The organism is Gemmata sp., assembly GCF_051859125.1.
Lineage (GTDB): Bacteria > Planctomycetota > Planctomycetia > Gemmatales > Gemmataceae > Gemmata.
Map to the genome: position 1 here is coordinate 1 of NZ_JBHYGG010000082.1, position 14868 is coordinate 14868.

General features: G+C 71.7%; 9 protein-coding genes. 3 read left to right on the forward strand and 6 right to left on the reverse strand.

Annotation, left to right across the window (positions count from 1 at the left end; translation table 11 throughout):
• Window positions 1-71 precede the first annotated feature (71 nt).
• A complete protein-coding gene (locus ACTIGN_RS09440; protein WP_439623142.1) occupies window positions 72-623 on the reverse strand; it encodes a Uma2 family endonuclease in 552 nt (183 codons plus the stop codon).
• A gap of 180 nt (window positions 624-803) precedes the next feature.
• Between ACTIGN_RS09440 and ACTIGN_RS09445 the strand changes: the two genes are divergently transcribed.
• Window positions 804-1304: a DUF1801 domain-containing protein gene (locus tag ACTIGN_RS09445; protein ID WP_439623144.1), complete on the forward strand. Its 501-nt coding sequence runs from the start codon at window positions 804-806 to the stop codon at window positions 1302-1304.
• A 57-nt stretch (window positions 1305-1361) separates the two neighbouring features.
• Here ACTIGN_RS09445 and ACTIGN_RS09450 read toward each other — a convergent pair whose 3' ends face one another.
• The 5 genes from ACTIGN_RS09450 to ACTIGN_RS09470 form a co-directional block, all read right to left on the reverse strand.
• Complete coding sequence (locus tag ACTIGN_RS09450; protein ID WP_439623146.1) at window positions 1362-6626, reverse strand: PAS domain S-box protein; 5265 nt, start codon at window positions 6624-6626, stop codon at window positions 1362-1364.
• 390 nt (window positions 6627-7016) lie between these two features.
• Complete coding sequence (locus ACTIGN_RS09455) at window positions 7017-7892, reverse strand: SDR family oxidoreductase (protein WP_439623148.1); 876 nt, start codon at window positions 7890-7892, stop codon at window positions 7017-7019.
• 74 nt (window positions 7893-7966) lie between these two features.
• Window positions 7967-8203 carry a hypothetical protein gene (locus tag ACTIGN_RS09460; protein WP_439623150.1) on the reverse strand — a complete coding sequence of 79 codons (237 nt, stop codon included), beginning with the start codon at window positions 8201-8203 and terminating at the stop codon, window positions 7967-7969.
• Window positions 8204-8545: 342 nt separating this feature from the next.
• On the reverse strand, window positions 8546-9187 hold the full coding sequence (locus tag ACTIGN_RS09465; protein ID WP_439623152.1) for a sulfite oxidase-like oxidoreductase: 642 nt from the start codon (window positions 9185-9187) through the stop codon (window positions 8546-8548).
• Between the two features lie 29 nt (window positions 9188-9216).
• A complete protein-coding gene (locus tag ACTIGN_RS09470) occupies window positions 9217-9699 on the reverse strand; it encodes a flavin reductase family protein (protein ID WP_439623154.1) in 483 nt (160 codons plus the stop codon).
• Between the two features lie 149 nt (window positions 9700-9848).
• Between ACTIGN_RS09470 and ACTIGN_RS09475 the strand changes: the two genes are divergently transcribed.
• Together ACTIGN_RS09475 and ACTIGN_RS09480 are read left to right on the forward strand one after the other, a co-directional pair.
• On the forward strand, window positions 9849-12689 hold the full coding sequence (locus ACTIGN_RS09475; RefSeq protein ID WP_439623156.1) for a hypothetical protein: 2841 nt from the start codon (window positions 9849-9851) through the stop codon (window positions 12687-12689).
• Window positions 12592-14784 carry a hypothetical protein gene (locus ACTIGN_RS09480; protein WP_439623158.1) on the forward strand — a complete coding sequence of 731 codons (2193 nt, stop codon included), beginning with the start codon at window positions 12592-12594 and terminating at the stop codon, window positions 14782-14784. Before ACTIGN_RS09475 ends, ACTIGN_RS09480 begins: the two co-directional genes overlap by 98 nt.
• The last annotated feature ends 84 nt before the right edge of the window (window positions 14785-14868 follow it).

Below are 14868 nucleotides of genomic sequence, written 5' to 3' on the forward strand. Positions count from 1 at the left end.
GTTTGGTTTGTAGGGGCCGCCCTCCGTGGCGGCCCGCGTGAGGCGAACGACTCAACACCAGACGACCGCATTCACTCCTCGAAAAAGCGGGCGACCGGCACGGCGAACCCGGGGAGGACGTCGGGGAGGGTGAGCGTCTGGTCCTTCTCGAAGATGTCCTGGCGGGTGCCGGGCCGGTACACGCTCGCGGATTCGGTCGGCGGGTCGAGGATCACGACGACCGGCACGCCGATGCGGATGTAGTCGAGCATCTTCCCGAGCGCGTCGGTCCACAGGTCGGACGGCGACCGCACCTCGATCACCAGGTCGGGCGGCACCTCCAGCATGCCGTCCGGCGTGGAACCTTGCGGCAACCTGTCGTAGCTGACGTAACAGACGTCCGCCCCACGAACCGAGTCTGGGCTGATGCGAATGTAGGTATCGTTTCCCATCACGCGCCCGAGCTTCCCGGCCCGGACGAAGTCGCGAATGATCGCCCCCGCGGCCAGACAGACCACGCCGTGTTTCGCACCGGGCATCGGGTACCTCACGATCTGGCCGCGGACGAGATCGACGTTCGACTCGCTGCCGTGGAGCGCGAAGAACTCCTCGGCCGTCATCGTCGGGGGTGTCGCAACAACCATGGCAGTGCCTCCGAAACGGAACCGGGCGCACGATACCACCCGTTCGCCCGGTCGTGCAATCTGATTGAGCCCGCAGCCCGCGGGTCGCGCGGCTCGCCTGGATACTTTCGGCGGCCGACGCTACGGGGGTCGACGAGCCGCACCCGCGACGCGGGCCGCGACCGGGAGGGTCACACGTTCATGTCCGAACCCAAGAAGTCCGCGAAGAAGCCGGCCGCGAAGGTCGCCAGGAAGCCGGCCGCGAAGGAAGTTGCGAAGGGCGGGCCGGCGGGGGCCGGGCCGGTGCTCCTCTCGGGCGGCAACCCGCAGGTCGCCAAGGGCGACGGCGACGCCCCCGTGCAGGCGTACATCGCCGCGATGCCGGGCTGGAAGTGCGACGCCGGCCGGTGGCTCGACGCGCTCATCGTCCGCACCGTCCCCGGCGTGCAGAAGGCCGTGCGGTGGAACTCGCCGTTCTACGGCGTCGAGGGCCGCGGCTGGTTCCTCGGCGTCCACTGCATCACCAAGTACGTCAAGGTGGCGTTCTTCCGCGGCGCGGCGCTGAGCCCGGTGCCGCCCGTCGAGTCGAAGCAGAAGGACGTGCGGTACTTCCACATCCACGAGGGCGACCGGCCCGACGAGGCGCTCGTCGCGAGCTGGATCAGGCAGGCCGCGGACCTGCCGGGCGAAACGTGCTTCTGACGCGGCCCGCGGGGGAGGTGCGTCGCAGCCCGCCGCGGCCGCACCCGGCCGGGACAGTCACCCGGTCGTCACCGGCAGCTCGCCCAGCATCGTCTGGAGGGCGGCGGGGTCGACCGGCTTGACCATGTGAAAGTTGAACCCGGCGTCCCGCGACTTCCGCTTGTCGTCGTCCTGGCCCCAGCCGGTTTGGGCCACGACGATGACGGTCTTGCCCCGCGGTTGCTGCCGGATGCGGCGGCAGGCGTCGTACCCGTTCAGCTTGGGCATCCCGATGTCCATGAGGATCACGTCGGGCCGGAACGCCTCGGCCGCGGCGACCGCCTCCAGACCGTCGTGGGCGGTCCGGGTCTCGTTGCCCATGGCCCCCAACATCGTCGCCAGGCTGTCCGCCCCGTCCACGTTGTCGTCCACGACGAGGATGCGACGGCGGGCGGCGGGCCCCGCCTCCTCCGCGCCGTCGCGGTCGGGGCCGCCAGCGGCGACGGCCGCCGCCACGGGCAACCGCACCACGAACCGGCTCCCCGTGCCGGGGCCGTCGCTCTCGGCCGCGATGCCGCCGCCGTGCATCTCCACCAGCCGCTTGACGATGTTCAGGCCGATGCCGAGGCCGCCCTGAGACCGCTCCAGCGAGCGGTCCACCTGCGTGAACATCTCGAACACCCTCGGCAGCATGTCGGCCGGGATGCCCATACCGTTGTCCTCGACGCTCACCGCCGCGTCGCCCCCGTGCCGCTCGACGGCCAGGCGGATGCGGCCCCCCTTCTCCGTGTACTTGGCGGCGTTGGTCAGCAGGTTGGCGAACACCTGGCACAGCCGGGTGCGGTCGGCGTCCACGTCGAGCGGGTCGGGCGGCACGTCCACGACCAGCTCGTGGCCCCGCTCCTCGATGAGCGGGCGGGCGGTGTCCGCGGCGTCCTGCACCGCGTCGGCCAGCCGGAGCCGCGCCCTCTGCAACACGATCTTGCCCTGGCTGATGCGGGCCAGGTCCATCAGGTCGTCGATCAGGTGGCACATCTGCCCGACCTGCCGCTCCATCATCGCCCGGGACCGCTCCACCGCCCCGGCGTCGTGCCCGGCCAGCTTGATCACCTGGAGGCCGTTGCGGATCGGGGCCAGCGGGTTGCGGAGCTCGTGGGCGAGCGTCGCCAGGAACTCGTCCTTCTTCTGGTCGGCCTCCTTCAACTCCTGCTCGGCCCGGCGGAGCCGGGTCGAGTCGTAGTAGTAGCACACCACCCCGTCCCGCCCGTCCGGCAGGGCCAGCCGGTGCAGTTCCCACTCGTACCCCTCGACCCGGCCGCTGTCGGCACGGGGCTTCACGAAGTCCCGCGAGTGGTACGGCTCCCCGGTGTCGAGGGTGTGGCGGAAGTGCCGCACGATGTCGGCCGCGACGTCTTCCGGCCAGACGATGCGAATGGCCTCGTCGAAGGGGCGCCCGATGACCGGGCGGACGCTGGCGAACGCCCCGTTCTGCGACCCGGTGTTCATGCCGGCGATGCGGAAGTCGGCGTCCACGATGTAGATGCCGAACGGGCACCGCTCGACCAGCGTGGTGAGGGTGTGCTGGGTGGCCTCCCGCTTCGCCTCGAGCTCCCGCCGGTCGGTCACGTCCCGCAGGATCTTGACGAAGCCGTGGGCGTGCCCGCCGTCCCGCAGCGGCTGGGTGAGGCCGCTGGCCCAGAACCGGCTCCCGTCCTTCCTGACGTGCCACCGCTCGTTCTCGGCCCGGCCCTCGGCCCGGGTGATCGCCAGCTCCCGGTCGGGGACGCCCGCCGCCCGGTCCTCGGGGGTGTACACGATGTCGGCGGGCCGGCCGACGACCTCGGCCTCGTCGTAGCCGAGCAGGTTCGTGGCCCCGGCGTTCCAGCCGGTGACGAGGCCGGTCGGGTCGGTGGTGAAGATGGCGAAGTCCTTCGCACTCTCCACGATCAGCCGGAACCGCTCCTCGCTCAGCCGCAGCCGGTCCTCGGCCCGCCGCCGCCCGATGGCGATGCCCGCGAGGTGGGCGGCGGTCTGGACGAGCTGGTCGTCCGCCGGGGCCGGGTCGCCCGGCACGCGGCCGTACACGGCGAACGACGCCAACACCGCGCCGTCCGACCCGAACACCGGGATCGACCGGCAGGACCGCAGCCCGTGGCCCGTGAGCAGTTCCCGCCACGCCGGGGCGAACCGCTCGTCGGCCCCCACGTCCGGCACGACGACGGCCGCGCCGCGGTCCAGCGTCTCGCCGCACGAGCCGATGTACGGCGGGTCGGTGCTCAACCCCTCCAGTCCCCGGAGGTAGCTGTCGGGCAGGCTCGGCCCGGCCGCCGCGCCCGTGTGCCGGCCCCGCTCGTCGGCCAGCAGCACTGAACACAGGACGCCCGGTTCCTGCCCCTCGATCACCCGGCACACCGCCGCCAGCACGTCGGGCAGGGGCCGGTTCGTGGCGACCATCTCCAGGACGTTCTTCTGCCCGGCCTGGAGGAGCTCCGCCCGCTTGCGGGCGGTGACGTCCGCCGCCACGCCCGTGATCCGCTCGACGCGACCGCCGGCCCCCAGCCCCAGGTGCGAGCGGTTGTAGACCCACCGCACCGCGCCGTCGGGCCGGACGATGCGGTACTCGTGGTCGAACACCTCCCGCCGGGCCAGGCTCTCGTCCGTCTTCCGCCACAACTCGGTCCGGTCGTCCGGGTGGACCAGGGCGTCGAACGCTTCGACCGTGGGCCGGAACGACTCGGGCGCGACGCCGAACAGCGCGAACGTTTCGGGGGACCACCAGATCGCGTCCGCCCCGAGCCGCCACTCGTAGACGCCGAGGCCGCCGGTGAGCAGGGCGACCGCGAGACGCTCCCGCTCCCGGCCCAGCGCCGCCGCCGACTCCGCCAGGGCGGCGGCGGCCCACTTCTGCTCCGTCACGTCCCGCGAGTACACCGCCAGCCCGCCGTCGTCGGTGGGGTACACCTTGTCGAGGAACCACCGCTGGAACGGCTCGTAGAAGGTCTCGTACTCGACGGCCACCCGGTCGGCCATTGCCCGGTGCAACTGCACGTACGCCTCGCCGCCCACGGCGTCGGGGACCAACTCCCAGAGGTGGCCCCCGACGTACGCGTCCCGCGTCACCCCGTGGCGGCGCAAGATCTCGTCGTTGGCGAACGTGACCCGCCAGCCCCCGTCCAGGACGAGGAACGCATCGGTGATGCTGCCGAGGACGCCGCGGATGAACGTCTCCCGGCCCCGCAGTTCGTCCTCGGCCCGCTTCATGTCGTGGATGTCGGTGCAGGTGCCGAACCAGCGGGCGACGCGGCCCTCCGGGTCCCGCATGGGCAGCGCCTCGACCTGCCACCACCGGTACCCGCCGTCGCTCGCCCGCCGCAGCCGGTACTCGATCCGGTACGGCTCGCCGGTGCGCACCGAGTGGGTCCACCGCTCCACCGCCTGCCCCACGTCGTCCGGGTGGACCACCCCCCGCCAGGCCTCGCCGCCCGAGTCGTGCTGGGGCAACCCGGTGTACTCGAACCAGCGGTCGTTGTGGAAGTCGGTCGCCCCGTCCGGGCGGGCACTCCAGACGAGCGCCGGGACGGCGTTCACCAGGAAGCGGTACCGCTCCTCGCTCTCCCGGAGCCGCCCCTCGGCGCGGGCCCGCTCGACCGCCGCCCAGGTCCGCTCGGCGGTCGCCTCGACGAGGGCGACCTCGTCCGCCGTCCAGGCCCGCGGGGCGGCCTGATCGACCCCGAGGGCGGCCACGAACCGCCCGTCCTTGACGAGCGGGACGGCGACCTGGGCCCGGATGCCGAGGGCGGCCCAGGCGGCCCGCGCCGGGTCGGGCACGATCGGGTCGGTGGCCGAGTCGGGGATGACCACGGTGCGGCCGGCCCGGTACTCACCCAGCAGGGCGGGGCTGTAGTCGGCCAGCCGGTACCGGCCGACCGCGGACGGCACCCCGTCCGTGTGGTCCGCGTGGCAGACGACGTGCTGCTCGTCCGGTTCGACCTCAACGTAGTACGCGCGGCTCGCCCCGAGGCGCCGGCCGAGCGCCCGCAGGGCGACCGCCTCGACCTCGACCGGGTCGACGAGCGGTCGCACGGCGTCGCTCAGGCCCAGGAGGAACGCCCGCCGCTCCTCGCTCGCCCGCACCCGCCGCTCGGCCTCGGTGCGGGCGGTCACGTCCACCGTGCAGCCGACGAGTTTCACCGACCTGCTGCCGCCGTCCTTGAGGCTCACGGCCCGGTCCTCGACGTGCAGCCACCGCCCGTCCCTGTGCCGCACCCGGTACGCGACCGGGGCGTTCGTCGCCCGGACGGTGTCGGGATCGACGCCGAGCACTCGCCCCCGGTCGTCGGGGTGGATTTGCTCTCCCCACCAGGCGGCGGTCGGCGGAACCTCGTCGGGGCGGTAGCCGAGGACTTCGTACAAGCCCCTCGTCCGCTCCACGTGGCCGGTCCGGAAGTCGACCTCGTAGATGATCCCATTCACCGCGTCGGCGGCGAGCCGGAACCGCTCCCGCTCGGCCTCGACCCGTGCCTCCGCCGCCCGCCGCTCGGTTACGTCGCGGAACACCAACACGCACCCGACGACCTCGCCCGCCGTGCAGCGGATGGGGGCGGCACTGTCCTCGATGGGCCGCTCGGTGCCGTCCCGGGCGATGAGGACCGTGTGGTTGGCCAGCCCGACGACGACGCCCTCCTTGATCGCCCTCGCCGCCGGGTTCTCGGCCGGTTGACGGGTGGACTCGTTGACGATGCGGAACACGGCGTCGAGCGGCCGGCCCACCGCGTCCGCGTTCGCCCACCCGGTGAGGGCCTCGGCCACGGCGTTCATGTTCGTGACCCGGCCCGCCGTGTCGGTCGTGACGACCGCGTCCCCGATGCTGGCGAGCGTCACCCGCAGCCGCTCCCGCTGCTCGGCCTCGGCCACGGCCGACCGCCGCAACTCCTCCTGCCGAACGACGGCCTCCGCGAGCAGGCGTTCGGCCCGGGACCGGGCCGAACGCATGGCGTGGCTCATGGCGACGAGCACCCCGCCGACCGCGAGGAACAGGCCCGTCGCGAGCGGCGCGCCGGGTCCGGTCGGGGCCAGGGAGTACCGGGGCGGGACGAACAGGTAGAACGCGAGGAACCAGCCGGCGCCGAGCGCGAGGGCCGCGGGCCGCGTCTGGCCGAACAACGCGACCGCCGCGACCGCCAGGAAGTAGGTGGCGAACGGGTAGTTGTCCCCGAGGGCGGGGTCGAGGGCCAGCCGGACGAGCGTGGCGGCCGCGACGGCCGCGGCGGCCGCGGCGTAGTCGAGCCACGGCGAGCGGGTCCGATCCCCCGGCAGGGGCCCGTCGGGTGCCGAATCGTTCACACGCCCTCCTCCCGCTCGGCCCCCAACAACCCACCCGCGACCCGCGTACCGGTCGAGTCGCCCGGCGGTCCGGGAAGGTGGGTCGGGCGTGTCATGCGGGCCATCCTCCTCCCGGCGACCGATCCTCAGAAGGCCGGGGGACCGAATACTACGAGCCGCACTCCTGCGGGTCAGCCGAGAGAAGTTCGGGAAATAAGAGAGTATGCGGAGAGCGATTTTATCGCAGGCGCGGGTTCGTGGCAAACGGGTGAAGCCCCACAACACGGGTCCCCGGCTGTCGGGAATTTGGTGCGGCCGGACTCGGGTGCCCGCTACCAACGGTGTGACGGGTGCGGATCGCGGCGATCCGGTATGATCCCCGGCCGCCGGTACGACGGCGCACGCGGCGGGTCAGCCCGCGGTGGTCTCGCCGCCGGCCAGGGTGATGACCTCGCCGGTGATGTAGCTGCTGTCCGCGTTCGACGCCAGGAACACGAAGGTGGGGGCCACCTCCTCCGGCTGGGCCGGCCGCTCCAGCGGCGTCTTCTCCCCGTGCTTGGCCACCTGATTCGCCGGCTCGGACATGGGGATGAACGGCGTCCACACGGGGCCGGGGGCCACGCAGTTCACCCGGACCTTGCGCTTGACGAAGTTCGTGGCCAGGGCCTTGGTGAAGGCGTGGATGGCCCCCTTGGTGGCCGCGTAGTCCATCAGCCGCCCGGTGCCCCGCACCCCGGCCACCGACCCGACGTTGATGACGCTGGCCCCCTCCTTCAGGTGCGGCAGTGCCGCCTTGACCATGTGGAAGTACCCGTAGATGTTCGTCTTGAAGGTCCGGTCGAACTGCTCCAGCGTGATGTCCTCGAACTCGTCCTGCTGCTTCTGGTACGCCGCGTTGTTGACCAGCACGTCCAGCCGGCCGAGCGCCTTCACCGTCTTCTCGACGGCGTCCCGGCAGGAGCCGAAGTCGGTCACGTCGCCGGGCAGGAGCAGGCACTTCCGTCCCTCCTTCTCGACGGCCGCCCTCGTTTCTTCGGCGTCCGACTGCTCCTCCTTCAGGTAGACGATGGCCACGTCCGCACCCTCGCGGGCGAACAAGACGGCCACGGCCCGACCGATGCCGCTGTCCCCGCCGGTGATCAGGGCCGCCTTCCCCTTGAGCTTGCCGGAGCCGGGGTAGTCGGGGGCGAGGTACTGCGGCCGCGGCGTCATCTGCGACTCCAGGCCGGGGCCGGACTGGGTCTGCGGCGGGAGCGGGGCCTTCGGTCGGTCCTGGGGGTCTGCCACGGGTTCTCCTGACGGGATCGGGTGCAAGGTGTTCGAGACAGGGCGGCGGGCGGACGCTCGCGAGGCCGAAGCGGTTAGCCGGGACCGGTCAGCCGGTCGAGGCCGAGGTCGAGCAGCGGCGGGCCCGCGGCCCGGCGGCAGCGGTCGCACACGCGCCGGCCGTCCACCACGGTCGCGTGCTCGTCGCACGCCGGGCGGCCGCACTCGTCGCACTCGGGGTACACCCAGGTGTCCCGGTCCCGCGGGTCCACCTTGAGCACCGGCTGGAGCCGCCGGCTGCACCCGTCCACCCCGCAGATCACGGCTCGCATGGGGACTCCCGTCCGCGGGAAACGCCGGCGGCACGGAGCTGCCGGTCGGGGCGACAGTTGTCCCGCAATCGTTGTGCCGGGCAAGACGTGTCCGCCCGACTGCCGCCCCGAAGCGTCCCGGGGTGGCAGTCGGCGGGTCGTTGGGGTGGAGGTGGGATGCCGAAGCGTGCGGATCAGTTGCTGTGGCTGGGGCCGGCCTCTTCAACCGTCCGGATCTCAACCGGGCTGCGGATCAATCTCCCGGACGCGGGGCACGTCGCCTCCGAAGCCGTCCCGGGGTTGCGCGCCGAAGTGATTGGAAGACGCCCCGCCCCTACTTCTGGCCGTTGAGGGAGATGCGCGTCACAGATCGCCGCGGCCGATGGTCTCGTTTTCGTCGCGGAACCGCTCCTCGGTCCACGGGTCGCCGCGCATGTGGTACCCGCCGTTGCTCCAGTTCTCCCAGAACCCGGGCCGGTCCTGCTCCATGAACTCGACCCCGCGGACCCACTTCGCGCTCTTCCACGCGTACAGCTTCGGCACCACCAGCCGCAGCGGGTAGCCGTGGTCGGGCGTCAGGTCGGCCCCGTTGTGCTTCAGTGCGAACAGGCAGTCGCTGTTGAAGAAGTCCTCGATCGGCAGGTTCGTGCTGAACCCGTACTCGCAGTGGACCATCACGAACTTCGCCGCCGGCGACACCTTCACGTGGTTCAGCAACTCGCCGGTCGCCACCCCCTCCCACAGGTTGTCGAGCAGGCTCCACCGCGTCACGCAGTGCATGTCGGCGTACACCTTCGTCCGCGGCAGGGCACAGAACTCGTCCCAGGTGAAGCGCTTCACCTCGTCCACGAGCGGCACGGGGATGATGCCGAAGTCCCACGTCGCGGGGTTGAAGTCCGGGACGCGGCCGGCGTGCAGCACCGGCCACTTGCGGGTCTGCGCCTGCCGCGGCGGGATGCGGTTGTCGCGCCGCGTGTCCGGGCTGATGATCGGTTCGTCGGCCATGTGGGAGCCCTCCGGGCCGCGGCGCGGCCTCAGTATCTTAACCCGTTCTTGCGGACGTGGACAATCGGGCCGCCGTGGTGGAGCAGTTCGCCGGCGACCACGCGGCCGACGACCAGGACGTGGTCCCCGGCCTCGACGCGGCGCTCGACGCGGCACAGCAGGTAGGCGTGGGCCGCGAGCAGCACCGGCGGCGATTCGCCGTCGCGGCGCACGTCGAGCCCCTCGAACGCCGGCTCGCCCGGCTCGAACCCCTTCCCGAAGTGCGCGATCAGCGCCTTCCCGCCCTCGGGGATCACGTTCACCACGAACGGCGCGCCCTCGGCGAGCCAGTCGAGGACGTACCGCCCGGCGCGCACCGCCGCCGACACCAGCGGCGGGTCGAACGAGCACTGCTGCACCCAGCTCGCGAGCATCCCCGTCTCGCGGCCGCCGTCGCGGGCGGTCAGTACGAACAGGCCGCTCGGAATCCGCCCCAGCGCCTCGGCGAACGTCCCGGTTCCCGGTTCACCCATGTTGGCCCCCTTACCCACCATGCTAGGGCGCGGCCGGCCCCCGGTTCCCGCGACGCCCCTTCATGGGGCTTTCTTCAACTCCGTCAAGCTGGGCGGCCGATACCGAACATACCGGATGCTCGGGTGGTCCGGCTCGCGCAGGATGTGCCATGAACCACCGGTCTCGAAACGCGCTGCTCGCGGCCCTCGTGCTCACGCTCGTCGGGCCGGGGTGCTCGCGCAAGTTCTTCCGCAAGGCGGCCGACAAGGACGTCGAGGGGATCATCTCCCAGAAGAACCAGTTCCCGGACTGGGAGGTGAAGAACTGGTTCACCTACCCGCACCCGGACGCCCGGTTCGCCGACCCGTTCAACCCGGACCGGCCCCCGTACCCGCCCGACGACCCCGCGGCCCGCGCGCTGTCGCCGAACCCGCAGCACCCCACGAAGCGCACCGGCGTCGGCCGCATCGACGGCGAGGGCTACCTGCACCTGCTCGAACAGTGGGACGCCGAGAACCGCGCCCGCGACGGGGCCGCCGGGAGCGTCGGGGCCGTGCCCGAGCCGTCGGGCATCGTGCAAGCGTCGGCGCAGGTGAAGGTGGACCTGCCGGCGATCCCGGTGGTGCAGGCCGCGCCCGTGGCGCAGCCCAAGAAGGACGGGCTGCCCAACCCCGTTCCGCCCGCGCCGTCGGCCGGCCAGCCCGACCCGGCCCAGGGGTTCCCGACCACCCAGTCGCTCATCGCACTCGGCGGCAGCCCGGACGACTTCCTCCGCGCGCTCTACACGAACCAGGTCGGCTACCGCATCCGCGTCGACCAGGCCGTGTCGCTCGGCCTCATCAACAGCCGCGAGTTCCAGGACCGCCGCGAGGACCTGTACCTCGCCGCCCTGCCCGTCACCCTGGAGCGGTACAACTTCGCCGCCAAGGCGTTCTTCACCGAACAAGTGATCCGCGACTTCGCCGGCAGCGACCTGAACGGGGGCGGGCGGCTCTGGAGCCTGAACACCACCACCGGGGTGAACAAGAACTTCGCCACGGGCGCGTCGCTGCTCGTGCGGCTCGCGAACCAGGTGGTCATCGACCTCGGCTCGAACCGGCCCGACATCGCGGTCTCGAACCTGACGCTCAGCTTCGTGCAGCCGTTCCTCCGCGGCGGCGGCTTCGCCGTGAACCTCGAAGCGCTCACGCAGTCCGAGCGCGGCCTGCTGTACGGCATGCGGTCGTACGCCCGGTTCCGCAAACTGTTCTACGTCGCCACCGTCGCCGGGCCGGCCGGCGGCCTCGGGCTAACGAACAACCCCTACGGCCTCCAGGGGCTGTCCGTGAACCTCGGCCGCGGCATCGGCGGGAACCTGACCTCGCCGGTCGTCGGGTACTACCCGCTGCTCCAGCAGTCGGCCGTGATCGCCAACCAGCGGAAGAACGTCGCGTTCCTCAGCCAGCTCCTGCGGCTCTACGAGGCGTTCCGCGAGGGCGGCCAGCAGTCGGACCTCCAGGTCGGCCAGGTCGAAGTGCAGTTGTTGAACAGCCGCGGGCAGTTGCTCGGCTCGGTGAACCCGGGTGGCGGCGGGGGCGGGGGCGGCGGGTCCGGCATCCGCGGGTTCCTCGACGCCCTCGACAACTACAAGCTCCAGCTCGGCCTGCCGGTGACGGTCGGGCTCGACCTCGACGACGCCCCCCTGCGGCCGATCCGCGAGCAGCTCACGCGGTTCGAGAACATCTACGCCGACCTCGCGAAGTTCGAGACGCTGGCCCGGCAGTACAACCTGAGCGACCCGATCGGCGAGTTCCGCCCGCGGTGGCGGCGGCTCCTGACCGAGTCGGACCTGGTCCGCGGCACGACATTTTCTCGCACAATCGGCGCAAGATGGGACGCCTGGGCGGGTTTAACAGATGACGCCTTCGCGGCGCGCTCGGCCGACTTCAGGAAGCAGCGGACCGCCCTGCTCGACGAGCGCGCGAAGCGGCAGCTCGCGAACCAGCCCGAGCCGCCCGCCGAGGTCCGCCGGCTGGCGGCCCTCGACGCGGAACTCGACCTGGCGGCGTTCGAGCGGGCCGTGCGGGTGTACGCCGCCCGCCCGTGGCTGAAGCTCGACGGCCCGGCCCGGGCCGCGAACCAGGCCGGGGCGTTCCGCGACGTGTTCTACGCCTTCTACCAGGTCGCCCTGGAGGCCCGGAACGAGCGGCTCGCCGACGTCCGCACCAAGTGGCCGGACCTGCCGCCGCTCCTGGTCAACGGGGTGAACCTGCTCGACACCGACCTGGACGACGCCTACACGGTTGGCGTCCAGACCGCCCTGACGGGCCGGTTGGATCTGATGAACGCACGGGGGCAGGTGGTGGACGCGTTCCGCCAGATCGCGGTCCAGGCCAACGCCTTGCAAGGGGTGTTCAACGTACAGTATGATCACTCCGCGGCGAGCCCCGCGGGGGGGAGCCAGCCGTTCAACTTTTCCGGGAGCCGGTCCCGCCAGACCCTGACGTTCACCGGCGAGTTGCCCCTGGTCCGCCGCGCCGAGCGGAACGACTACCGGGCCGCTCTCATCGGCTACCAACGTCAGCGGCGTACACTAATGGCGTTCGAGGACAACATCGCCACGGACGTGCGGAACGACATTCGGGAACTGCGAACCCAGGCGCAGCTGTACCGCATCCAACAGCGGGTGGTGGACCTGGGGTACTCGCAGGTGGACAACGCCAAGGAGCTGCTGGTGGCCCCGCCCGCCCCGGGCGCGGCCAGCGACGCCGGCAGCGCGGCCGCCCTGACGCAACAGGTGCTACAGGCCCAGAGCAACCTGCTGACCGCCCAGAACGCCCTGTACACGCTGTGGGTGAACTACCTGACCGCCCGCATGAACTTGTACCTCGACCTAGAGTTAATGCAACTCGACGAACGCGGGGTGTGGATCAATGAGCAAGGCACCGAACCAGATCGAGGACCCGCTGGCGGGCAACCTCCCGAGCGGCTCCCCGCTCCCCGGCCCGCTGGCCCAGCCGACCGGAAGTAGGCCCGGGCTGCCCCGCGCCCTGCCGGGCGCCGCCGCGAAGCGGTCCGGCCGGGCCAGGGGGCTCGTGGCGGCCGCCGCCGGCGCCGCGTTCCTCGCGGCCGACGCCGGCTCGTACTTCTTCTTCAACAAGAGCGTGGTCACCAGCGCCGTCCTCGGCCAGCGGACCGTCCAGCGGCCCGACGTGATCCTCCACACGGTCAAGAAGGAAGAGCTGCGGGTCACCGTCATCGAGAAGGGCACGCTCGAGAGCGCCGACAGCCGCGAGATGGTGTGCAAGGTCCGGGCCGGGTCGAAGGGGTTCGCGACGACCATCAAGGAGGTCATCGACGACGGCACCCGGGTCAAGCCGGGGCAGCTGCTCATGGTCCTCGACGACTCGGCCCTGAAGGACCAGGAGGAGGCCCAGCGGATCGTGTTCCAGACGGCCTCGGCCGCCAAGGTGAAGGCCGAGAAGGACTACGAGATCCAGATCAAGAAGAACGAGAGCGCGATCGCCCTGGCGCAGACGACCCTGTCGCTGGCCGAGATCGAACTCGACAAGCTCACCGGGTTCGCCCAGGACCCGGCCCTGCTCGCGCTGGCGGCCGCCGCCGGGGTCCCCGCGTCGCTCGCCGAGGGCGGGTCGTACCGCCAGGAGCTCGACGACCTCTCGGGCCAGATCTCGCTGGCCCAGTCCACCGTCGAGCAGAACCGCGAGCGGGCCGCGTGGGCCGAGCGGATGGTCAAGCTCAGCTACATGAGTTCGGCCCAGGCCCAGGCCGAGAAGTCCCGCCTCGACAGCTCGATCGAGGACCTCCGCAGCAAGACGGCCAAGAAGTCGCTCCTCATCTCGCACGACCGCCGGCAGCGGGTCACCGACCTGACCAGCAAGCGGGACAACGCCCGCCGGGACCTCGAGAAGGCGCGGCTCGAGGCCGACGCAACCGAGATCCAGTTCCGCATCGAGATGCAGACCAAGACGTCCATCTTCTCGCAGGAGCAGGACAAGCTCGACGACATTCAGAACCAGCGGCGGGAGTGCAAGATCTACGCCCCGGACGACATCGAGGAGGGCTCGATGGTCGTGTACTTCAAGCCCGAGTCGAACCGGTTCGGCAGCTCGTCGTCGCAGGGGATGATCGAGCAGGGGGCGCAGGTGAAGGAGGGGCAGAAGATGCTCCGGATCCCGAACCTGTCGCGGATGCAGGTGAACACCAAGGTCCACGAGGCGATGGTCGCCCGGATCCGCGGCGACGTCCGGGTCCCGACCAAGATCGTCGAGTTCGCCCAGGCCGCCATGCTGTTCACCACCGACCCGTACGGGCGGCTGGTGGCGGGCCGCCCGGAGGTGACCGAGAAGGTCCGCGAGGCGCTCCGCGAGAGCGCCCGGCGCGAGGGCGGGGACCGGGGCCGCGACGTCGAGTACGAGAAGGTGTCCGACGGCCAGCGGGCCACGGTCCGCCTCGACTCGATCCCGACCAAGCAGTTCGTCGGGCACGTCCGCACCGTCGCCGCGGTCGCCAGCCAGGCCGACATGTTCATGTCCGACGTCAAGCTGTACCAGACCCTGGTCCGCATCGACGGCGAACTCGGGCCGGACGGCAAGGTGATCCCGCTCCGGCAGGTGATCGCCCGCGAGGGCGAGTTGCTCAAGCCGGACATGACGGCCGAGGTGACGATCAACGTGGAGGCGGTGAAGACCCCCGTGCTGACGGTCCCGATCCAGGCCGTCCTCGGCGGCACCGAGATGGGCGCGACCCGCGAGGTGTTCGTCAAGACGGCCGACGGCGGGTACGAGCGGCGGCCGGTCACCCTGGGCCTGTACAACGAGCGGATGGTGGAGGTCCGGTCCGGGCTCAACGAGGGCGACGAGATCGCCGTGAACCCGAAGGTGCTCCTCGGCGACTCGAAGTCCAAGACCCGCGACGGCGGCGGCGACCAGAAGGGCGGCGGCGACGCCAAGGACGCCGACGCCAAGGGCGGCGACGCCCCGGCCCCGACCAAGAAGGGCAAGCGGCCCCCGGGCGCCGCACCGGGCGGCGGTCCCCCGGGCGGCCTCCCCCCCGGCGGCCCCGGCGGCGGTGGCGCGGCCCCCGGCGGCAACAAGGACGGCTGACCCTGGCGTGCGGGGGGCGTGCGCCCCCCGTGTCCGGGTCGTTCGCAATCACTCGGGGGGCTCACGCCCCCCGCTCGCCGGAAC

Bases quoted from the DNA above. Each gene is read 5' to 3' on its own strand.
- ACTIGN_RS09470 (WP_439623154.1), bottom strand. From the start codon at position 9,699: ATGGGTGAACCGGGAACCGGGACGTTCGCCGAGGCGCTGGGGCGGATT.
- ACTIGN_RS09465 (WP_439623152.1), bottom strand. From the start codon at position 9,187: ATGGCCGACGAACCGATCATCAGCCCGGACACGCGGCGCGACAACCGC.
- ACTIGN_RS09440 (WP_439623142.1), bottom strand. From the start codon at position 623: ATGGTTGTTGCGACACCCCCGACGATGACGGCCGAGGAGTTCTTCGCG.
- ACTIGN_RS09475 (WP_439623156.1), top strand. From the start codon at position 9,849: ATGAACCACCGGTCTCGAAACGCGCTGCTCGCGGCCCTCGTGCTCACG.
- ACTIGN_RS09460 (WP_439623150.1), bottom strand. From the start codon at position 8,203: ATGCGAGCCGTGATCTGCGGGGTGGACGGGTGCAGCCGGCGGCTCCAG.
- ACTIGN_RS09480 (WP_439623158.1), top strand. From the start codon at position 12,592: ATGAGCAAGGCACCGAACCAGATCGAGGACCCGCTGGCGGGCAACCTC.
- ACTIGN_RS09445 (WP_439623144.1), top strand. From the start codon at position 804: ATGTCCGAACCCAAGAAGTCCGCGAAGAAGCCGGCCGCGAAGGTCGCC.